Origin of the sequence: Saccharopolyspora sp. ASAGF58 (assembly GCF_012277335.1) — a bacterium.
Taxonomy (GTDB): Bacteria; Actinomycetota; Actinomycetes; order Mycobacteriales; family Pseudonocardiaceae; genus Saccharopolyspora; species Saccharopolyspora hattusasensis.
Genome location: NZ_CP040605.1, coordinates 6,775,280 through 6,793,438, shown reverse-complemented (window position 1 = coordinate 6,793,438; position 18,159 = coordinate 6,775,280). Strand labels below are relative to the sequence as shown.

Annotated in this window: 20 protein-coding genes and 1 pseudogene; 13 read left to right on the top strand and 8 right to left on the bottom strand. The window is 69.3% G+C overall.

What is annotated here, in order from left to right; genetic code table 11:
- Positions 1 to 119: 119 nt before the first annotated feature.
- Both FDZ84_RS31935 and FDZ84_RS31930 read right to left on the bottom strand, forming a co-directional pair.
- A complete protein-coding gene (locus tag FDZ84_RS31935) occupies positions 120 to 281 on the bottom strand; it encodes a putative RiPP precursor (protein ID WP_168588885.1) in 162 nt (53 codons plus the stop codon).
- A gap of 612 nt (positions 282 to 893) precedes the next feature.
- The gene (locus tag FDZ84_RS31930) at positions 894 to 1,076 is read right to left on the bottom strand and encodes a hypothetical protein (RefSeq protein WP_168588884.1); all 183 of its coding nucleotides are present in this window, start codon (positions 1,074 to 1,076) and stop codon (positions 894 to 896) included.
- Positions 1,077 to 1,345: 269 nt separating this feature from the next.
- Here FDZ84_RS31930 and FDZ84_RS31925 point away from each other — a divergent pair, with 269 nt between their 5' ends.
- The 3 genes from FDZ84_RS31925 to FDZ84_RS31915 all read left to right on the top strand — a co-directional run bounded on the left by FDZ84_RS31925 (position 1,346) and on the right by FDZ84_RS31915 (position 4,278).
- Complete coding sequence (locus FDZ84_RS31925; RefSeq protein ID WP_168590503.1) at positions 1,346 to 2,125, top strand: enoyl-CoA hydratase-related protein; 780 nt, start codon at positions 1,346 to 1,348, stop codon at positions 2,123 to 2,125.
- Positions 2,126 to 2,234: 109 nt separating this feature from the next.
- Positions 2,235 to 3,125 carry a nitroreductase family protein gene (locus tag FDZ84_RS31920; protein WP_210435254.1) on the top strand — a complete coding sequence of 297 codons (891 nt, stop codon included), beginning with the start codon at positions 2,235 to 2,237 and terminating at the stop codon, positions 3,123 to 3,125.
- A 70-nt stretch (positions 3,126 to 3,195) separates the two neighbouring features.
- Positions 3,196 to 4,278 (top strand): VIT1/CCC1 family protein, encoded by a 1,083-nt coding sequence (locus FDZ84_RS31915; RefSeq protein ID WP_210435253.1) that lies wholly within the window; start codon positions 3,196 to 3,198, stop codon positions 4,276 to 4,278.
- Between the two features lie 4 nt (positions 4,279 to 4,282).
- Here the strand turns inward: FDZ84_RS31915 and FDZ84_RS31910 are convergent, their stop codons facing one another.
- Complete coding sequence (locus tag FDZ84_RS31910) at positions 4,283 to 5,269, bottom strand: aldo/keto reductase (protein ID WP_168588883.1); 987 nt, start codon at positions 5,267 to 5,269, stop codon at positions 4,283 to 4,285.
- 182 nt (positions 5,270 to 5,451) lie between these two features.
- Between FDZ84_RS31910 and FDZ84_RS31905 the strand changes: the two genes are divergently transcribed.
- Complete coding sequence (locus FDZ84_RS31905) at positions 5,452 to 6,837, top strand: amidase (protein WP_168588882.1); 1,386 nt, start codon at positions 5,452 to 5,454, stop codon at positions 6,835 to 6,837.
- Here FDZ84_RS31905 and FDZ84_RS31900 read toward each other — a convergent pair whose 3' ends face one another.
- Complete coding sequence (locus tag FDZ84_RS31900; RefSeq protein WP_246868574.1) at positions 6,838 to 7,479, bottom strand: TetR family transcriptional regulator; 642 nt, start codon at positions 7,477 to 7,479, stop codon at positions 6,838 to 6,840.
- 105 nt (positions 7,480 to 7,584) lie between these two features.
- Here FDZ84_RS31900 and FDZ84_RS31895 point away from each other — a divergent pair.
- Positions 7,585 to 8,587, top strand: a pseudogene (locus FDZ84_RS31895) (NADP-dependent oxidoreductase).
- A gap of 6 nt (positions 8,588 to 8,593) precedes the next feature.
- On the opposite strand, the gene FDZ84_RS31890 reads toward FDZ84_RS31895, so the two are convergent.
- The 4 genes from FDZ84_RS31890 to FDZ84_RS31875 all read right to left on the bottom strand — a co-directional run bounded on the left by FDZ84_RS31890 (position 8,594) and on the right by FDZ84_RS31875 (position 11,277).
- On the bottom strand, positions 8,594 to 9,358 hold the full coding sequence (locus tag FDZ84_RS31890) for a TetR/AcrR family transcriptional regulator (RefSeq protein WP_168588880.1): 765 nt from the start codon (positions 9,356 to 9,358) through the stop codon (positions 8,594 to 8,596).
- 75 nt (positions 9,359 to 9,433) lie between these two features.
- On the bottom strand, positions 9,434 to 10,234 hold the full coding sequence (locus FDZ84_RS31885; protein ID WP_168588879.1) for an SDR family oxidoreductase: 801 nt from the start codon (positions 10,232 to 10,234) through the stop codon (positions 9,434 to 9,436).
- 51 nt (positions 10,235 to 10,285) lie between these two features.
- The gene (locus FDZ84_RS31880; RefSeq protein WP_168588878.1) at positions 10,286 to 10,903 is read right to left on the bottom strand and encodes a hypothetical protein; all 618 of its coding nucleotides are present in this window, start codon (positions 10,901 to 10,903) and stop codon (positions 10,286 to 10,288) included.
- A gap of 221 nt (positions 10,904 to 11,124) precedes the next feature.
- Positions 11,125 to 11,277, bottom strand: coding sequence for a hypothetical protein (locus FDZ84_RS31875; protein ID WP_168584138.1), 153 nt, complete (start codon positions 11,275 to 11,277; stop codon positions 11,125 to 11,127).
- A 209-nt stretch (positions 11,278 to 11,486) separates the two neighbouring features.
- On the opposite strand from FDZ84_RS31875, the gene FDZ84_RS31870 reads away from it, so the two are divergent.
- From FDZ84_RS31870 to hydA, 8 genes are all read left to right on the top strand, one after another.
- The gene (locus FDZ84_RS31870) at positions 11,487 to 11,870 is read left to right on the top strand and encodes a DUF5313 family protein (protein WP_168588877.1); all 384 of its coding nucleotides are present in this window, start codon (positions 11,487 to 11,489) and stop codon (positions 11,868 to 11,870) included.
- Between the two features lie 284 nt (positions 11,871 to 12,154).
- A complete protein-coding gene (locus FDZ84_RS31865; RefSeq protein WP_168588876.1) occupies positions 12,155 to 12,337 on the top strand; it encodes a hypothetical protein in 183 nt (60 codons plus the stop codon).
- Between the two features lie 54 nt (positions 12,338 to 12,391).
- The gene (locus tag FDZ84_RS31860) at positions 12,392 to 13,375 is read left to right on the top strand and encodes a helix-turn-helix transcriptional regulator (RefSeq protein ID WP_246868573.1); all 984 of its coding nucleotides are present in this window, start codon (positions 12,392 to 12,394) and stop codon (positions 13,373 to 13,375) included.
- Between the two features lie 18 nt (positions 13,376 to 13,393).
- Complete coding sequence (locus FDZ84_RS31855; protein ID WP_210435252.1) at positions 13,394 to 13,711, top strand: DUF397 domain-containing protein; 318 nt, start codon at positions 13,394 to 13,396, stop codon at positions 13,709 to 13,711.
- Between the two features lie 163 nt (positions 13,712 to 13,874).
- A complete protein-coding gene (locus tag FDZ84_RS31850) occupies positions 13,875 to 14,318 on the top strand; it encodes an SRPBCC family protein (protein WP_168588875.1) in 444 nt (147 codons plus the stop codon).
- Positions 14,319 to 14,610: 292 nt separating this feature from the next.
- Positions 14,611 to 15,453, top strand: coding sequence for a nitrilase-related carbon-nitrogen hydrolase (locus FDZ84_RS31845; protein ID WP_168588874.1), 843 nt, complete (start codon positions 14,611 to 14,613; stop codon positions 15,451 to 15,453).
- A 10-nt stretch (positions 15,454 to 15,463) separates the two neighbouring features.
- The gene (locus FDZ84_RS31840; RefSeq protein ID WP_168588873.1) at positions 15,464 to 16,762 is read left to right on the top strand and encodes an aspartate aminotransferase family protein; all 1,299 of its coding nucleotides are present in this window, start codon (positions 15,464 to 15,466) and stop codon (positions 16,760 to 16,762) included.
- The gene (gene hydA / locus FDZ84_RS31835) at positions 16,759 to 18,159 is read left to right on the top strand and encodes a dihydropyrimidinase (RefSeq protein ID WP_168588872.1); all 1,401 of its coding nucleotides are present in this window, start codon (positions 16,759 to 16,761) and stop codon (positions 18,157 to 18,159) included. Before FDZ84_RS31840 ends, hydA begins: the two co-directional genes overlap by 4 nt.

The window sequence follows — 18,159 nt, the reverse complement described above, 5'->3', positions numbered from 1 at the left end:
AATCCCGGCAAATCATCACCCCCAATTACAGGCGTAGCTCCCACCCCGGGAGGAGTGGGAGCTACGCGTCTACACGGTCCTGTGGACGTCTAGGACGGTCCTGTGGACGCTAGGGCTCATCACCAGCAGCCCCAGCCGCCCCAACCACCCCAGCCGCCCCAGCCGCCCCAGCCGGAGCCCCAGCCGGAGCCCCAACCGCCCCAGCCCCAGCCGGAGCCCCAACCGCCCCAGCCGCCCCAGGAGCGGAACCGGTCGAACCTGAACGAGTCCTTGATCTGCATTCCCATCACCATTTTCGGTCGATGCACGTCACGTGCCGGATAACCCTGAGATCCGGCGCGCGCTTGCATGCAGCGCATGGAGATTCCAGTCCCCCGCAGACCACCCGAGCGGAACGATCTGGGCCCTGGATCGAACGTGTGCCCGGTGGGAGCTTTGCGAACTGCGGACCGGCCGGAAATCTTTTCTCCTGCGCCGGGCCACTTCGCTGGTGAGTCGGTCTTCCCCAGTAGCCGATGTCATTTGGCACTGACCTCGGCCGGCTCTTTCCTCGATGTGACCGGTTCCCACCCTAAGCGGTCCACCCGGGGAGGACAAGCTGGCTTTCGTGTTGGTTCGGCGGATTTTTTCGCCTTTGCAGACCGCATAGGCGCCGTTCGTGAGGGATCCGGGTATTTAGTCCCGAGCTTTTTCCGTGCTTTGTTTCGGTGTTGAGGGAGTGGGTATTGAGCACGATCCTTTTTAAGTCGCTGGCCGCGCTTTCACATGCGGGGAATCAATCATGGGCATGTTTTCGGCCAACCTGGATCCATTGGGTTGGAAAGTATCAGACAGCGCAGTTGGTGAATAAATTGTCGGCGATGACCCCGTCGGACGTGCGCAGTCCTGGCCGGTCAGCCGGCGAATAGGTGCTGGAAGAACGTCGTCAGCGAATTGGCCATTGCGCTGATCGCCGACACCAGCAGGTCGAACCCGGACCGGACGGCGTCCGCCGACCCGACCGGGTCGCGGACCAGCAGCGAGCCAAGTACGACGACCACGAGCGCCACGACCACGATCACGGCCTTGCGGTTCATGAGCTCAGCCCCCTGTCCTACCACCCTCGACGCCGACGAGACCCTACCCGGCGGCCACCGGCAGCTCACCACCCGCGTGGGGAAAGCCGATCACATCCGGCCGCCGATCACAACCGGCCGCGCCGGTCGCGCCGGGAGATGGGCCTGGTCAGCCGGAGGCTGACGCGGGAACCGGTCCGGTGGGGGAGCTCTTCCAGGTGGGTGCCGCCGCGGCGTTCGGTGTGCGAGGCTCGGAGAACGACGGCGAAGTCGAGTTCCCTGGAGCGCCGATGAGCAGCCCGGAGTATCAGCATTTGCGGACCGAACAGGATGGTCCGACCGTCCGGATCACCATGAACCGCCCCAAGAGCCGCAACTCGCTGTCCGCGCCGCACCTCGCCGAGCTGCGGCAGGCGTTCGAGGCGGCGGCCGAGACGAAGGCGACCGGGATCGTGCTGGCCGGCGCGGGTCCGGTGTTCAGCTCCGGGCACGACTTCGGTGACATGGCCGAGCGCGACCTGGCCGGGATGCGCGAGCTGCTGCGGTTGTGCGAGTCGGTGATGCGCACCATCCATGCGGTTCCGCAGGTGGTGATCGCGCGGGTGCACGGGCTGGCGGTGGCGGCCGGTTGCCAGCTGGTGGCCACCTGCGACCTGGCGGTGGCCGCCGAGTCGGCTGGTTTCGCGCTGCCCGGCGGCACAGGCGGCTGGTTCTGCCACACGCCGGCGGTGCCGGTGGCCCGCTCCATCGGCCGCAAGCGGCTGATGGAGATGGCGCTCACCGGCGATCCGATCGACGCCGCGACCGCCGAGCGCTGGGGCCTGGTCAACCAGGTGGTGCCCGACGTGGGACTGGACGAGGCCGTCGCGGCGCTGCTGGAGCGAGCGACGCGCGGCAGCAGGCAGGCCAAGGCGGTGGGCAAGCAGACGATCTACGCGCAGCTGGACCGGCCGGAGGCCGACGCCTACGCGATCGCCACCGAGGTGATGGCCGCGACCTCGCAAACCCCGGACGCGCGCGAACGGATGCAGTCGTTCCTGGAGAAGCGCGCCCCGGCCTTCGGCGACTGAGCACCGAGATCGCGGTCCGCGCAGGCACCATGACTTTCTGCCCTGGACCGATCAGTTGGCGCTGCGAACGATGGTGCTTGACCCGAAGTTCGTGAGGACGTGGTAGTGGATGACACACGTCTCTGCTCCGTCTTACGACAGCGTGTGTTCGGCGCTGTCCCTGACGTGTCGAGCGCCCTCGGTGCACAACTGCCAACCATGGAGGTGGCTGCTCGCCGAGCGATCACTGCAGCTCTTCCTGGACCTTTCGCGACTGCCGGAGGAGCTCGATCCGGCGGGGCGCGCGCAGGTGATCAGCTGCGGCGCCGCACTGAACTACGTACGGGTCGCGTTCGCCGCGCTCGGGTGGCGGGCGTTGGTACACCGCCTGCCGAACCCGGCCCAGCCCGGACACCTGGCGTCGATCCAGTTCAGCCCGCGCGATCACGTCTCCCCGGAGATGGTCGCGCTCGCCGGTGTCGCGGGTCAGCGGCGCACCGCGCGGTGTTCATTCCGCGCGGAGCCGGTTCCGCCGGAGTTGTTGACGGCCCTGCGGGCCGCGGCCGAGACGGAGCACGGCGTCCTGGTGCGTGCCGCTGAGCACCGCTCGCTCCTGGTCGACGCCCTGCGGAGAGCCGGGCAATACCGGGAAACCCCCGAATACCAGAAGGCGATCGCCGATCTGGACGATCCCGAACCGGCGGTTCCGGTGCTGACCGACGAAGCGGTGCTCGCGGTGCTGGCCACCCGCGGCGACCGCGTCGACAGCTGGCTGGCGGTGGGGGAGGCGCTCAGTGCGGTCCTGCTGGCGGCGGCGCGGGAGGGACTGGTCACTTGCCCGCTGAACCAGTTGGGCGAGGTGGCCGAGGAGCGGGAACGGGTCCGGGCGGCGGTCCTCGGCGGTGCGGGGCATCCCCAGTTGGTGCTGCGCCTGGGCTGGCCGGCTTCGGACGAGCCGCTGCCGATGATGCCGCGCCGGGTGCTGGCGGACTCGATGGAACTGCTGCCGCCGCGCCGTTGATCGTGCACAGTAGAGCTCTACTGTGGACTTCCAATGGTCACCGGGGACGCCCGTTCAGGAGGCTTGGCGCGTGCAGGACAACGGGTTTCGAGCAGGCCCAGCAGACGCGAAATCGGTGCGCCGCTGGCGGCGCCGGCTCGCCGGCGAGCACGAGGAGGCCAAGGTCTACCGGGAACTGGCCGCCCGGCGCTCCGGCGAGGAGCGGGAGATCCTGCTGGGGCTCGCCGAGGCCGAGGAACGGCACGCCGCCTACTGGGAAGAACTGCTCGGCGACGAGGTCGGTCCGAAGCGGCGCGGCCAGTTCCGGATGCGGCTTCTGGTGTTCCTCGCCCGCCGGTTCGGTTCGGTCTTCGTGCTCGCCCTGGCGCAGCGTGCAGAAAGCCGCACACCGTACCGCTCCGACAGCGACGCGCCCCCGGCGATGGCCGCCGACGAGCGGATTCACGAAGAGGTGGTGCGAGCCCTCGCCGCGCGCGGGCGGGCCCGCGTTTCGGGAACTTTCCGCGCGGCGGTGTTCGGCGCCAACGACGGCCTGGTCAGCAACTTGGCGCTGGTGCTGGGCGTCATCGGCGCGAACGTACCGACCTCGACCGTGCTGCTGACCGGCTTGGCGGGGCTGCTGGCCGGCGCCCTGTCGATGGGGGCTGGCGAGTACATCTCGGTGCGCTCCCAGCGGGAACTGCTGGCCGCGGCCGCCCCGAATCCCGACGCCCGCGCGGTGGTGCCCTACCTCGACGTCGATGCGAACGAACTCGCGCTGGTCTACCGGGCCCGGGGGATGTCCGCCGACGAAGCCCAGCGCCGCGCGGACGCCCTGCTGCGCGACCCCAAACCGCCGGTGCCGCCCGAAAAGCCCGCCGACCACCACGAGATCGTCGGCACCGGCACGAAGGCGGCGCTGTCCAGCTTCGCCTTCTTCGCCTCCGGCGCGCTGGTCCCGGTGCTGCCGTTCGCGTTCGGTCTCACCGGCGGCCTCGCCGTCCTCATCGCCGTCGTGCTCGTGGGCCTAGCGCTGATGCTCACCGGCGCCGCCGTCGGCGTGCTCTCCGGCGCCGCGCCGCTGCCCCGCGCCTCGCGTCAGCTCGCCATCGGCGCGGGAGCAGCGGCAGTGACCTACCTGCTCGGGTTGATTTTCGGCGCGACCGCCGGGTGAGCGATCACCGGTCCAGCCGGGCCATTCCGGCGGGCGTGTAGCGCTCGCCGGCGGCGGCACCGGGCGGGAACTGCTCGGACAGCTCGGCCACCACCGCCGGGTCCAGCTCGGTCTTGGCGGCGTGGATGTTGGCCTGCACCCGCTCGATGCGGCGGCTGCCCGGGATCGGCACGACGTCCTCCCCCTGGGTCAGCAGCCAGGCCAGCGCGAGTTGCGCCGGGGTGAGTCCCAGCGCTTCGGCCCGCTCCCGCAGCGGCCGGGTCAGCTCGATGTTGCGGCGCAGGCTCTCCTCCTCGAAGCGCGGGTACCGCTGCTTGCGCACTTCAAGGTTCTCCACGTCCGAGGCGCTGCTGAAGGCACCGGTCAGCACGCCGCGGCCCAGCGGCGAGTACGCGATGAGCGCGACGCCGAGCTCCCGCAGCGCGGGCAGCAGCTCGGCCTCCGAGTCGCGGGTGAACAGCGAGTACTCCTGCTGCACCGCCGCGATCGGGTGCACCGAATGGGCGCGGCGCAGGGTTTCGGCGCTGATCTCGGACAGGCCGAGGTGCCGTACCTTGCCGGCCTGCACCAGCTCGGCCATCGCCCCGACCGTTTCCTCGATCGCCGTGGCCGGGTCGAGCCGGTGCAGGTAGTAGAGGTCGATGTGGTCGGTGCCGAGCCGGGCGAGGCTGGCCTCGACCGCCTGGCGCACGTACTCGGGGCGGCCGCCGCCGATGTCTTTGTTGGCGCCGAACTTGGTGGCCAGCACGACCTCGTCGCGGCGCTTCGTGAGCAGGCCGCTGATCAGCTCCTCGTTGTGCCCTTCGCCGTAGACGTCGGCGGTGTCCAGGAAGTCGACCCCGAGGTCGAGCAGCTGGTTCAGCAGGCGGGCCGACTCCGCGTCGTCGGCGGCGCCGTACACCCCGGACAGGCCCATCGCGCCGTAGCCGATGGCGCTCACCAGTGGGCCGCTGCGACCCAGTCGACGACGGGGCAGGGACGGTTGCGACACGTGCGCTCCGATCAATGTTGTTGGCTTTCGGTCCTGCTCCCAGCCTAGTCGCGCCCGGTCGGCCGGCTCAGCATCTGGACCGACCACAAAGGACGGTCGGAGTCGGCGCGCGCTTCCGCCTTTACCTGCGGTGTGGTCTGGTCGAGACTCGGAGCTTCGAGTGCGAGCGAGGAGAACGTGGCATGACGGAGCTGGCTGACCTCACGGCCGTGGAGCTGGCGGCGGCGTACCAGGCGGGCGAGATCTCGCCGGTCGAAGTCGTGGATGCCGTGCTGGAGCGCATCGATTCCTACGAGCCCAAACTGTGCGCCCTCTACGCGCCGGACCCCGAAGGTGCGCGCGCTGCAGCGCAGGCGTCGGAACAGCGTTGGCGTGCCGGTACCCCGGCGGGGCCGGTCGACGGGGTTCCGGTGACGGTCAAGGAGAACATCGCGACGAGGGGAACGCCCGTGCCGCAAGGCACCGCGGCCACCGAGTTGTCCCCAGCTGGCGCGGACGCCCCCGCCGCGGCGCGTCTGCGGGAGAGCGGCGCGGTGATCTTCGCCAAGACGACCATGCCCGATTACGGCATGCTCTCCTCGGGAGCGTCGAGCTTCCACCACCTCTCCCGCAACCCTTGGGACCTGGGCCGCACCCCCGGCGGTTCCAGTGCCGGGGCGGGCGCGGCGGCCGCCGCCGGATACGGGCCGCTGCACGTGGGCACCGACATCGGCGGCTCGGTGCGGCTGCCCGCCGGGTGGTGCGGGGTGGTCGGGCTCAAGCCCAGCTTCGGCCGGATCCCGGTCGCCCCGCCGTACCCGGGCCGGGTCATCGGCCCGCTGACCCGCACGGTCGCGGACACCGCGCTGCTGACGTCGGTGCTTTCGGCGCCGGACGCACGAGACCACACGGCGCTTCCCCCGGCCGGTGTCGACTGGACGCAGCTGGACTGCGACGTCTCCGGCCTGCGCATCGCCCTCCTTCTCGACCAGCGCGTGGGGCTGCCCGTCGAACCGGCGGTCACCGCCGCCGTGACCGCCGCGGCGCAGCTCTTCGAGTCGGCAGGGGCCGTGGTGGAACCGATCGACCCGTTCCTGTCCCGCGAGATGCTCGACGGCATGGACCGGTTCTGGCGGTTCCGGTCCTGGACCGACATCTCGGCCCTGCCCGCGGAGCGCCGCGCCAAGATCCTGCCGGGCATCGCGCAGTGGGCGACCAGCGCCAAGGACGTCTCGGCCGCCGGTGTCTTCCACGGCTTCAGCCAGATGGATGCGATCTCGGTGGCCGCCAACCGGGTGGTCCGCAACTTCGACTTCGTGCTGTCCCCGGTGGCGCCGATCCCGGCGTTCCCCGCTGAGCAGGCCTACCCGACCGGCGACCCGATGCGCGCGATGGAGCACATCGCGTTCACGCTGCCCTACAACATGTCCGGCCAGCCGGCCGTGTCGGTCAACTGCGGCTGGACCCCGGAGGGCCTGCCGATCGGACTGCAGATCGCGGGCAAGCGCTTCGACGACCTGGGGGTGCTTCGCCTGGCCTGGGCCTTCGAGCAGCTCCGCCCCGCGCAGCGCCCCTGGCCGAGGTTGTGATTACCAGGTGTGCGGGTCGTCGCCCCAGCGCTCGGGGATTCCGGCGGTGGCCAGGTCGATGGCTTCCTCCACGAGCTCGACCAGCCGCTCCAGGTCTCGGCGCGGGTCGGCGCACATCGCCTCTAAGCCGATGCGCAGCGCGCCCCAGACCATCCCGACCAGCACCCGCGGCCGCATGTCCCGGGCCGGGTCGACGCCTTGCCGCGCGGCGATCTCCGCGGTCAGCCGCTCCTCGCTGCCGGCCGCTCGGCGGAGGTTGCCCGCCAGCAGCGGCGGAGTCTTGTTGATCAGGTGCTGGACGTGGAGGAACCGGCGGACGTCGTCGGAGGCCGATTCGCGGATCATGCCCAGCACTGCGTGCCGCAGGGCGGTCAGCGGCGGATCGTCGGCGGGCCGGGCGGCGAGGGCGTCGAGCACGAGGCCGTCGAACTCGGCGCCCTTGGCCAGGGCCACGTCCTCCTTGCCTGCGAAGTAGCGGAAGAACGTGCGCGACGAGATTTCCACCTCGGCGGCGATCTCGTCGATGGTGGTCGCGTCGTAGCCCTTCGCCAGGAACAGGTCCAGGCCCGCGTCGATCAGGGCGGCCCGCGTGCGCTGCTTCTTGCGAGCGCGCAGGCCACCATGGTCGGTCGGGACGGTCATGCCACTCATTGTGCCAGACCGCGACATAAGTCATGTCACGACAATTGGCATAGTCTGACATTTTCTGTGGTGTCGGTCCCGACCGCATCCGTGAAGGAGTTGCAGATGAACAAGGGCCTGGAAATCCGCCTCGCGTCCCGCCCCAAGGGCTGGCCGACGCCGGAGAACTTCGACATCGTCGAGGTCGATGCACCCCAGCCCGGCGACGGTGAGCTGCTGGTCCGCAACCTGTGGATGAGCGTCGACCCGTACATGCGCGGCCGGATGAACGCGGGCAAGTCCTACGTCCCGCCCGTCGAGGTGGGCAAGGCGCTGCAGGGCGGCGCGGTCGGCGAGGTCGTCGCCTCGGACGCCGAGGGTTTCCAGCCCGGTGACCTCGTGCTGCACAACTTCGGCTGGCGCGACTACGCGGCGTTCGACACCAAGCACGCCGTCAAGGTCGACCCGCAGGCCGCTCCGCCGAGCGCCTACCTCTACGTGCCCGGCATGCCCGGCATGACCGCGTACGTCGGGCTCGTCGACGTCGCCGAGCAGAAGGAAGGCGACGTCGTGTTCGTCTCCGGTGCGGCCGGAGCGGTGGGTTCGCTGGTCGGTCAGATCGCCAAGCTGCGCGGCGCGTCCCGGGTCATCGGCAGCGCCGGATCCGCGGAGAAGGTCCGCTATCTGCTGGACGAGGTCGGCTTCGACGCCGCGTTCAACTACCACGACGGCCCGGTCGCAGAGCAGCTCAAGGCCGCCGCGCCCGATGGCATCGACGTCTACTTCGACAACGTCGGCGGCGAGCACCTGGAGGCCGCGATCGGCTCGCTCAACGACTTCGGCCGGGTCGCCGAGTGCGGCATGATCTCGCAGTACAACAACGCGGAGCCGCGGCCCGGCCCGAACAACTTGTTCATGCTGGTCCAATCGGCTGAATCTGCAGGGCTTCATCGTCGGCGACCGCGCGCACCTCAAGGACCAGTTCTTCGCGGAGGTCGGGGGCTGGCTGCGCGACGGCAAGATCAACTACCGGGAGACGGTCGTCGAGGGCCTGCGCAACGCCCCGGACGCCTTCCTCGGCCTCATGTGCGGCGAGAACACCGGCAAGATGCTGGTGAAGATCGCCTAATGGGAGCTACTGGCGGCTCGCGACGAAGGTCTCGATGCCGTCGAGGATCCGCTGCAGGCCGAACTCGAAGGCGTGCTCCGGGTTGTGCGCCGAGCCGTGGGCCTCGCCCGCGGCGGCACCGACGCGGGCAGCGGTCGGGTAGCGCTGCGGGTCGAGGAGCCGGCCGAGCAGCGGGGCGTGCGCACGCCACCATTGCTCGTCGGTCATCCCGCTGCGTCGCTCGACCTGCGCCATCTCCACCGAGCGGCGGGCGGCGGCCTCGGTGTGCCCCAGCACCAGGCTCAGCACGGAGTCCATCTCGACCTCGGCGAGCCCCAGCTCCGCGACCGCGCCCAGCTCGTAGTCGTACTTGGCGATCGCGTTCGGCCCCACCACCGCGCGCCCGGCCGCGACCTGCAGCATCCACGGATGCCGGTGGTAAAGCGCCCAGTTCTCCCGGGCGACCTGCGCCACCCTGGCGCGCCAGTCCGATTCGGTTTCGGGGCGGGCGGTCTCGCCGTAGACCGTGTCGAGCATGACGTCGATCAGCTCTGCCTTGCCCGGCACGTACGTGTACAGCGACATGGTGCCGACGCCGAGGTGGTCGGCGACCCGGCGCATGGAAAGCGCGGCGAGCCCGTCGGCGTCGGCGATCTCGATCCCGGCCCGCACGATGCGGTCCACGCCGAGCTCGGAACGCCCCTTGCGGCCGCTGCCCGGCCCGTCGTGGGTCCGCCACAGCAGCGCCAGGCTGCGCGCCGGATCACCGCCGCCGCTGTACTCGGTCGCCATCGCACCCGCCTCCGTACTCCGTACGACCAGATCGTAGGAGAGCGGTCGGCGCGCCCGCCCCGGGGTGGACGGCGGTCACTCGGGGGGATGCGACTGCAGCCACTCCGCCCAGGTGATCTTGCCCCGGCGACCGCCCGGGCAGGTCATGTCGGTGGCGATGCGGCGCAGCCGCTGCGGCGCCGGGAACCCCACCACCCGGCGGTCGCTGCCGCGGGCGCGCTGCCAGGTCCGCAGCGCATCGCGGAGGGTGAGCACCTCAGGGCCGCCGAAGTCCTCGCGCCGCTGCCCGGCACCGTCGCGAATGCATTCGACCAGGTAATCGGCGAAGTCGCCGACGTCAACGGGCTGCGTGGGCAGCGCGCCCGGCAGCGGCAGCACCAGCAGCCGGGACGCCCGGTTGAACATCCGGTCCAGCAGCCAGTGGAACTGGGTCGCGCGTACGATCGACCAAGGCACGTCGGCAACGCTGACCAGCTCCTCTGCGGTGTGCTTCAGTCGCAGGTACGGCATCGCCGGCCGGTCCACGCCGACGATCGAGACGTACAGGAAGTGCCGGACCCGGGCCGCGGTGGCAGCTTCGAGCAACCGGCTGGTGCCGTCGACGTCCACGTCGGGCGGGCTGCGCCAGAAGTCGACCGGGTGCATGAAACCCCGCTGCGCGACCGGGGAATACGTCGCCGCGTGCACCACGGTGTGCGCGGCGGCCACCGCCTCCGCGACACCTTCTCCGGTGGTGAGGTCGCCCCGCACCCACTCCACTTCGGGGTCGGTGCCGGGGCGGCGAGTCAGGACCCGCACCCGGTGCGTGGGCTTGAGCAGGCGCACCAGCTCCCGCCCGAGGTGTCCGGTTCCGCCGGTGATCGCGACTGTGTCCATGTCGGCACCCCCTGGATCAACTGTCTCACCGGGGTGCCGGGGTCGCGAAGGCTAGCGGTTCAGACCCGTGATGCCGTCGATGACGCCACCGAGATCCGGCAGCAGGCCTGGGTGCGTCGGCTTGGAGGTGCTCGGCGGGGTCGGCTCCGGCTCGGACTGCGAAGGCGGGGCCGGCTCGCTCGGCTGCTCCGACGGCTGCGTGGTCTGGGACGGCTCGGAGGACTGGGTCGGCTCCGGCTGCGAGGACTCCGCGGGGGTCGAGGTCCGGGAAGTCGCCTTCGGCGCCTTCGTGGTTTCCGGGGCCGCGGTCTGCGCGGGTCGCTTGGTGGTCGTCGGCGCGGTGCCGGTGGTGGCCGGCCCAGGCCCGGGGGTCTCGCTGGCGACCAGCCGCGGCTCCGGCGTCGGGGCGGTCAAGTCCGGGACGGTGGGAGTGACCTGCGGCACGAGGAACTTCGCCCCGGACTGGGCGGCGGCCACCCGCGGAGCCGGCTCCGGGGCTGCCTGCGGCGCGTCGGTGCGGTGGTAGGCGCTGCCGACCGCGATCACGGTTAGGGACACCGCGACCGCGTAGCCGATCACCCGCGGGGGAGTGGCGTGTTGCCACGTCTTGGGTTCCACCCGCCGGTGGCGGCCCCGAGTGCGGGCTCGCGGCAACGACGACTTACCCATTGCTGTCACCCCACCTGTCGGCCGTATGGTCTGCTCGCGACGCCGCCGTTCACTCGAACGAGTGAGGGCGGCCGGTCGAACCCTACGACACTGCGGGACCGGGTCGCCAGCCCCCCGGTACGACGGGGATTACAAGATCATCACCGGTGGGGCGGTGGTACGGCCGCCTGGCGGACCAGAACGGCCCCGCCGCAGGCGAGGCCGGAGTCCATTCTGGACGATCAGCGGTGGCCGATCAGGCGGATCTCGCGCCGCAACTGCGCCACCGCATCCTTCAGGCCGTGGCCCGACGACTCCTTGCCGTCCAGCACATCGGTGAACATGACAACACCCAAGATCAGCACGAACAGCAAGGCCACAACGACGACGAACATGTTACTCACCCCTTCTGCCCAGAACATCGATCAAGGGCGCCGTTCGTTACTGGCTATCCGGCGGATGTGTCGCGGGACGCACGCGGCGGAGGGGACGGGTGCGGGCGCCGAGGCGCGCCGCTCATAGGATTGCGCCGTTGTCCAGGACCGGCCGAACGGGCGGCTCCGGCCAAAACCCGCGAAGACTAGCCTGAGACTAGCCTGGAGAAATGGCGAAGAACCGGCCCAATCCAGCGCAATGGGTCTGGTACGCCTTCGGTGGCAGGCTTCCGGACCGGTGCGCCGAGTGGGTGTTGCACGACGTCACCTGCCCGACCTGGGTGCTGCGGCACCTCGCCCGCGCCCTCACCCAGCTGGCGCCGTTCTGCCTCCTGGTGCTGCTGCCCGGTCCGCTGTGGATCAGGCTGGTCTCGATCCTGCTGGGCTTGCTGGTCGGACTGTTCTACTCGGTCTGCTACCTGGGCGAGACGGCCGAACACCGCGCCATCAAACACGGTTTCGCGCCGGGTGTCGCACGCGAGACCCGGGAGCTGCGCCGGGACGTGAACCGGGCGGCGAGGCACGGCGTCGGCTACCAGCCGTGGTGGGAATAGCGGCGGATGAACCAGCGCGACCCAGCGTTGGCCGACATCTAAATAGCCGTGTACTGGACGGATCGCGCCGACCGGCCGACGTCGCCGGGACCGCTGCCGGGCGATGACCGGGCGGACCCCTTGGTGGCGGGCGGCGTAACCCTCCTCGACAGTCTCGGCATCGGCTTCGGCAGCTGAGCGAACGGCCCGTTTGTCTCGTCTACCGGAGTCAACGGGCCGTTCGCTTCGGTCGCTAGGCGTCGGGGTCGATCCAGTCTCGGTCGCCTTCTTGTAGCCAGTCGCTGATGCTGCTCAGCTTCGAACCGAGCACCGGCCTGTTCTGGGCCGATCAGGATGTGCCGCCCGGCCGAATCGGTGACGCGCACTTCGGGAATCCGCAGTGCGACGGTGACCGGCCCCTTGCCAGCCTGCGCCGGAATGTGCCAGGACTTTTCCGTGGCGGTTTCGGACATGATCCGCAGTTCTAGTTCGGTCCGCTTCCGTGCGAGCTCGCCGCTCATACCCTCTCCCGAATTGATCTCATGTTTGCCCTGGTCGTGGGCCTGATGCGGCGAAGTTCGCATGATGCAATGCCTGCAAGCAATCATCCGATCAGGTCATTGTGGACGGTCCGCTGGCTTCGAGATCCTGATCAAAACAACGCTTCGCAGGAGGTTGCCATGCCGGGAAACCGCCATACGTCAGTGCGTTCTCGCCAGATAGCAAACGAATTGCGGCGATATCGGGAGAAAGCGGGGCTCAGCTGCACTGAAGCAGGTGCCAAGCTGGGGGTGTCCGGCAGCAAGATCAGCCGCATCGAGACCGGCGTCAGCGGCCTGCAGATCGAGGACGTGGCGGCGCTGCTCGGGCTCTACCACGTCCCGGCTGCGGAACGGCACACGTTGGTCGAGTTGGCCAAGAGTGCCGATCAGAAGGGCTGGTGGGAACGGCAAACAGGCTTGCCGCAGAACTGGAAGAACCTCATGGAGTTCGAAGCCAAGGCAAGCCGCATCCAGAATTTCGAGAACATGTTCGTGCCCGGTCTGCTCCAGACGGCGGAGTACAGCAGGGCAATCCTCCGAGCGATCGACGACACGCTTAGCGAGGATGAGTTGGAGAGCCTCATCGCAACGCGGATGGCGCGTCAGATCGTGCTCACCAGGTCGCAGGCGCCCCAGTTTCTCGCGGTCATCGACGAGAACGCCCTACATCGGAAGATCGGCGGATCCGGAGTGATGAAGCGACAGTTGCAACATCTGTTGACCATCGCTGATGCACGCAACGTGGTCCTACGAGTGGTCTCGACGTCGGCTGGTGCGTACGTCGGGCTGCAAGGGCCGTTCCTCTTGCTTGAGTTCCGAGACGAGCCGGACATCGTCTATGTCGAGAACCACTACACGATGCTCTTCTTGGAAGAAGAGCAAGATCTGGCCTCCTATCGCATGGGTTTGCGGAATATCCTCGGCGTGGCTCTTGCACCGGGTGCAACGGCCGAGCTCATTAAGAGCGTTGTTGGCGAAGCTTGACCACGAGAGGTGTGCACGATGCCTGCGCTGGACCTAAGGACTGTGCGATGGCGCAAGAGTAGCCGCAGTAGCGCCGCTGCGAACTGCGTTGAGGTGGCGTTCCTCGACGCGGCTTGGTGCAAGAGCAGCCGGAGTGGGGCGAACGCCAACTGTGTCGAGGTCGCGTTCCTTGACGCCGGGTGGCAGAAGAGCAGCCACAGCACCGCAGCTGCCAACTGTGTCGAAATTGCGTTCGCTGGGCCTGCGGTCGGAGTGCGGGACTCAAAGGACCCTGGCGGGGCCGTGCTGGCCTTCCCTGCCGATCGGTGGTCTCGGTTCGTCGAGTCGCTGCGCTGAGGGTGGGCGACGGATCTTCTTTCTGTGTTGCCTGCGTCCTGCGTTCCTGCTTGCCGTCGTGCTGATCTCGGCCTCGTCCATCGCGGACGCTGGTGACGCACGTGGTGCGTCGTGCTGGTGAGATAGGTGGTGCAGTCTGCCGTCGGCTACTTGGAGGAATGACATGGGCAAGGTCACGGCCAGCGCGGAGCGCCGGACCGGCGCATCCGCGGAGCAGGTGCGGACGATCATCGCCGACTACGCGCAAAGCCGGCCGAAGATCCTGACCGAGCACTACCGGGACTACGCGGTCGTCGAAGGCGGCACGGGTGCGGGAACGATCGCGACCTGGAAGCTCCAGGCGACCTCCAAGCGCGTGCGCGACGTCAAGGCCGTCGTGAGCGAGCCCGAATCCGGCAAGCTCGTCGAGACCGACGCGAACTCCAGCATGGTGACCACCTGGACGGTGCGCGAGGAGAACGACGGCTGCGTCGTGCGGATCGAGACCACGTGGGAAGGCGCGAAGGGAATCGGCGGATTCTTCGAGCGAACGTTCGCCCCGGGCGGCCTCAAGCGCATCTACGCCAGAGTTCTGGAGAAGTTGGACGCCCTCCCCAAGGAGTCGTGACAAGGCGCGGCGGGTATGCGCATCTGCTCCTCGCCGTGTCCGACACACCGGCGCTTCGCCTGTTCGAAGGAATTCGCACGGCGAAGCGCCGGTGCGTTTCTGCCATCTTCGCTCGCCGGGGCGCATGTCGGGTTCCCGCCAGGCAGCGAACGGGAACTCCGGGTAACCGCTTGATCATTGCGCGTGGTGGCCGCTGGTCATACCTTCAGTGAACGGGCCGACCGGCTCGTCATGGTCGCCCTCCGAACGTCGTCTTAGAGGGCATCACGGACCGAAGGGGTGCAGCGCAACCATGCCCAACATCGTTCGTGCGGCGCTGGTCCAGGCGAAGTGGACCGGCGACACCGCCTCGATGGTCGACCAGCACGAGAAGCACGCCCGCGCCGCCGCCGAACAGGGCGCCCGGATCATCGGTTTCCAGGAGGTCTTCAACGCCCCGTACTTCTGCCAGGTGCAGGAGGCGGAGCATTACCGCTGGGCGGAGCCGGTTCCGGACGGCCCGACCACGCAGCGGATGTGCGCGCTGGCGCGGGAACTCGGCATGGTCGTCGTCGTGCCGGTCTACGAGATCGACGGCCCCGGCTTCTACTACAACAGCGCCGCCGTGATCGACGCCGACGGCAGCTACCTCGGCAAGTACCGCAAGCACCACCTGCCGCACCTGCCCGGGTTCTGGGAGAAGTACTACTTCCGTCCCGGCAACCTCGGCTGGCCGATCTTCAACACCGCGGTCGGCCGGGTCGGCGTCTACATCTGCTACGACCGGCACTTCCCGGAGGGCTGGCGGGCGCTCGGGCTGGCCGGCGCGCAGCTGGTCTACAACCCGTCGGCGACCAGCCGCGGCCTCTCCTCCTACCTGTGGAAGCTCGAACAGCCCGCCGCGGCGGTCGCCAACGAGTACTTCATCGCGGCGATCAACCGGGTCGGCGTCGAGGAGTACGGCGACAACGACTTCTACGGCACCAGCTACTTCGTCGACCCGTACGGGCAGTTCGTCGGCGAGCCCGCCAGCGACACCGACGAGGAACTTGTGGTGCGCGACCTCGACTTCGACCTGATCGACGAGGTCCGCCAGAAGTGGGCGTTCTACCGCGACCGGCGCCCCGACGCCTACCGCCTGCTGACCGAGCCGTGAGGGAGCGACGATGACGAGCACGCACTCCGAGTTGACCAAGCGGCACCGCGCGGTGCTGCCGGACTGGCTCGCGCTGTACTACGACGAGCCGATCGACATCGAGCGCGGCGAGGGTCGGCACGTCTGGGACGCCGAAGGCAACCGGTACCTGGACTTCTTCGGCGGCATCCTCACCACGATGACGGCGCACGCGCTGCCCGAGGTGACCGCGGCGGTCAGCGCGCAGGCCGGCCGGATACTGCACACCTCGACGCTGTACCTCAACCGCCCGATGATCGAGCTCGCGGAGCGGGTCGCGGAGCTGTCCGGCATTGAAGACCCGCGGGTGTTCTTCACGACCAGCGGCACCGAGGCCAACGACACCGCGCTGCTGCTGGCCACCGGCTACCGCGCCTCGAACCAGGTGCTGGCGCTGCGCAACAGCTACCACGGCAGGTCGTTCTCGGCGCTGGCGGTGACCGGCAACCGCGGCTGGTCGCCGACAAGCCTGTCCCCGGTGCAGACGGCGTACGTGCACGGCAGCCGTCGGCGCGGCACCCCGCTCGCCGGCCTGCCGGACGAGGAGTTCACCGCCGCGTGCGTGTCCGACCTGGAGGACGTGCTCGGGCAGTTGCACGGCAACGTCGCCTGCCTGATCGCCGAACCCATTCAGGGCGTCGGCGGGTTCGCCAGCCCACCGGACGGATTGTTCGCGCGGTTCAAGGAGGTCCTCGACCGGCACGGCATACTGTGGATCAGCGACGAGGTGCAAACCGGCTGGGGGAGGACCGGCGAGCATTTCTGGGGCTGGCAGGCACACGACGCCAACGGGGCACCGGACATCGTCACCTTCGCCAAGGGCATCGGCAACGGCCTTTCGGTCGGTGGCGTCATCGCCCGCGCCGAGATCATGAACAGCGTCCGCACGAACTCGATCTCCACCTTCGGCGGCAGCCCGATCACCGCCGCCGGGGCGCTGGCCAACCTCGAGCACCTCCTCGCCAACGACCTGCAGAGCAACGCCGCGCGCGTTGGTGCGGTCCTGCGCGAGGAGCTAGACGCAGCGCTCGGCCGGGTCCCGGCGGTCGTCGACGTGCGGGGCAAAGGCCTGATGATCGGCGTCGAACTGGCGCACGCCGACGGAACGCCCGCGCCGGAGATCGCCACCGAGGTGCTCGAATCGGCCCGGCGGCGTGGCTTGCTCATCGGCAAGGGCGGGCTGGACGGCAACGTGCTGCGCATCGCCCCGCCGCTGAGCCTCACCGAGGCCGAGGCGCGCGAGGGCGGCCGGATCCTGCTGGCGGCGCTGGAGGAGGCGGGGCGGCAATGAGCCGGACGATTATCCGCGGTGGCCTGGTGATCACCGCGACCGAGGAGACCCGAGCGGACGTGCTCGTCGACGGCGAACAGGTCGCCGCGATCGCCGCGCCAGCCGTCGCCGAGCAATGGGTGTCCACTGCGGACAGCGTGATCGACGCGTCCGGGCACTACGTCATCCCGGGCGGCGTGGACGGGCACACGCACATGCAGATGCCCTTCGGTGGGACGTTCGCCTCGGACACGTTCGAGACCGGGACCCGGGCCGCTGCGTGGGGCGGTACCACCACGATCGTCGACTTCGCGATCCAGCCGGTCGGCGGCTCCCTGCGCGAGGGCCTGGACGCTTGGCACGCCAAGGCCGATGGGCAGTGCGCGATCGACTACGGCTTCCACATGATCCTCTCCGACGTCGGCGACGAGGCGCTGAAGGAGATGGATGTGCTGGTCGCCGAGGGGATCACCAGCTTCAAGATGTTCATGGCCTATCCCGGCGTGTTCTACAGCGACGACGGGCGGATCCTGCGCGCCATGCAGCAGGCCGCCGACAACGGCGCGCTGACGATGATGCACGCCGAGAACGGCATCGCCATCGACGTGCTGGTGCAGCAGGCGCTGGCAGCCGGGCGCACCGACCCGAAGTTCCACGGGCAGGTCCGGCACCCGCTGCTGGAGGCCGAAGCGACGCACCGGGCGATCCAGCTGTCCAGAGTCGCCGGTGCGCCGCTGTACGTCGTGCACGTCTCCGCGGCCGAGGCAGTCGCGGAGATCACCCGGGCCCGCGACAACGGGCTCAACGTCTTCGGCGAAACCTGCCCGCAGTACCTGTTCCTCACCACCGACGACCTGGCGCGGCCGGAGTTCGAAGGCGCGAAGTACGTCTGCTCGACACCGCTGCGGCCGGTCGAACACCAGGCGGACCTCTGGCAGGCGCTGCGCACCAACGACCTCTCCGTGGTGTCGACCGACCACTGCCCGTTCTGCTTCAAGGACCAGAAGGAACTCGGCCGCGGCGACTTCTCGAAGATCCCCAACGGCATCCCGGGCGTGGAAAACCGGATCGACCTGCTGTACCAGGCCGTGGTGGAGGGGCGCATCAGCCGCCGCCGGTGGATCGAGCTGGCCTGCACCACCCCGGCCCGGATGTTCGGCCTGCACCCGCGCAAGGGCACCATCGCGCCCGGTGGCGACGCGGACATCGTGATCTACGACCCGCGCGCCGAGCAGGTGCTATCGGCCGAGACACACCACATGAACGTCGACTACAACGCCTACGAGGGCAAGCGGATCACCGGACAGGTCCGCACCGTGCTGTCCCGCGGCGAGGTCGTCGTCGACACCGGCACCTACACCGGCCGGGCCGGGCGCGGCCGGTTCCTACCGCGCGACACCTGCCAGTACCTGATCTGA

What these genes read in the sequence shown, in the direction of transcription:
- FDZ84_RS31880 (WP_168588878.1), bottom strand. Translation starts at nt 10,903, where the DNA reads ATGGGTAAGTCGTCGTTGCCGCGAGCCCGCACTCGGGGCCGCCACCGG.
- FDZ84_RS31885 (WP_168588879.1), bottom strand. Translation starts at nt 10,234, where the DNA reads ATGGACACAGTCGCGATCACCGGCGGAACCGGACACCTCGGGCGGGAG.
- FDZ84_RS31890 (WP_168588880.1), bottom strand. Translation starts at nt 9,358, where the DNA reads ATGGCGACCGAGTACAGCGGCGGCGGTGATCCGGCGCGCAGCCTGGCG.
- FDZ84_RS31845 (WP_168588874.1), top strand. Translation starts at nt 14,611, where the DNA reads ATGCCCAACATCGTTCGTGCGGCGCTGGTCCAGGCGAAGTGGACCGGC.
- FDZ84_RS31860 (WP_246868573.1), top strand. Translation starts at nt 12,392, where the DNA reads ATGTTTGCCCTGGTCGTGGGCCTGATGCGGCGAAGTTCGCATGATGCA.
- FDZ84_RS31920 (WP_210435254.1), top strand. Translation starts at nt 2,235, where the DNA reads ATGACACACGTCTCTGCTCCGTCTTACGACAGCGTGTGTTCGGCGCTG.
- FDZ84_RS31865 (WP_168588876.1), top strand. Translation starts at nt 12,155, where the DNA reads ATGCTGCTCAGCTTCGAACCGAGCACCGGCCTGTTCTGGGCCGATCAG.
- FDZ84_RS31855 (WP_210435252.1), top strand. Translation starts at nt 13,394, where the DNA reads ATGCCTGCGCTGGACCTAAGGACTGTGCGATGGCGCAAGAGTAGCCGC.
- FDZ84_RS31875 (WP_168584138.1), bottom strand. Translation starts at nt 11,277, where the DNA reads ATGTTCGTCGTCGTTGTGGCCTTGCTGTTCGTGCTGATCTTGGGTGTT.
- FDZ84_RS31905 (WP_168588882.1), top strand. Translation starts at nt 5,452, where the DNA reads ATGACGGAGCTGGCTGACCTCACGGCCGTGGAGCTGGCGGCGGCGTAC.
- hydA (WP_168588872.1), top strand. Translation starts at nt 16,759, where the DNA reads ATGAGCCGGACGATTATCCGCGGTGGCCTGGTGATCACCGCGACCGAG.
- FDZ84_RS31870 (WP_168588877.1), top strand. Translation starts at nt 11,487, where the DNA reads ATGGCGAAGAACCGGCCCAATCCAGCGCAATGGGTCTGGTACGCCTTC.
- FDZ84_RS31925 (WP_168590503.1), top strand. Translation starts at nt 1,346, where the DNA reads ATGAGCAGCCCGGAGTATCAGCATTTGCGGACCGAACAGGATGGTCCG.
- FDZ84_RS31930 (WP_168588884.1), bottom strand. Translation starts at nt 1,076, where the DNA reads ATGAACCGCAAGGCCGTGATCGTGGTCGTGGCGCTCGTGGTCGTCGTA.
- FDZ84_RS31850 (WP_168588875.1), top strand. Translation starts at nt 13,875, where the DNA reads ATGGGCAAGGTCACGGCCAGCGCGGAGCGCCGGACCGGCGCATCCGCG.
- FDZ84_RS31935 (WP_168588885.1), bottom strand. Translation starts at nt 281, where the DNA reads ATGCAGATCAAGGACTCGTTCAGGTTCGACCGGTTCCGCTCCTGGGGC.
- FDZ84_RS31840 (WP_168588873.1), top strand. Translation starts at nt 15,464, where the DNA reads ATGACGAGCACGCACTCCGAGTTGACCAAGCGGCACCGCGCGGTGCTG.
- FDZ84_RS31900 (WP_246868574.1), bottom strand. Translation starts at nt 7,479, where the DNA reads ATGACCGTCCCGACCGACCATGGTGGCCTGCGCGCTCGCAAGAAGCAG.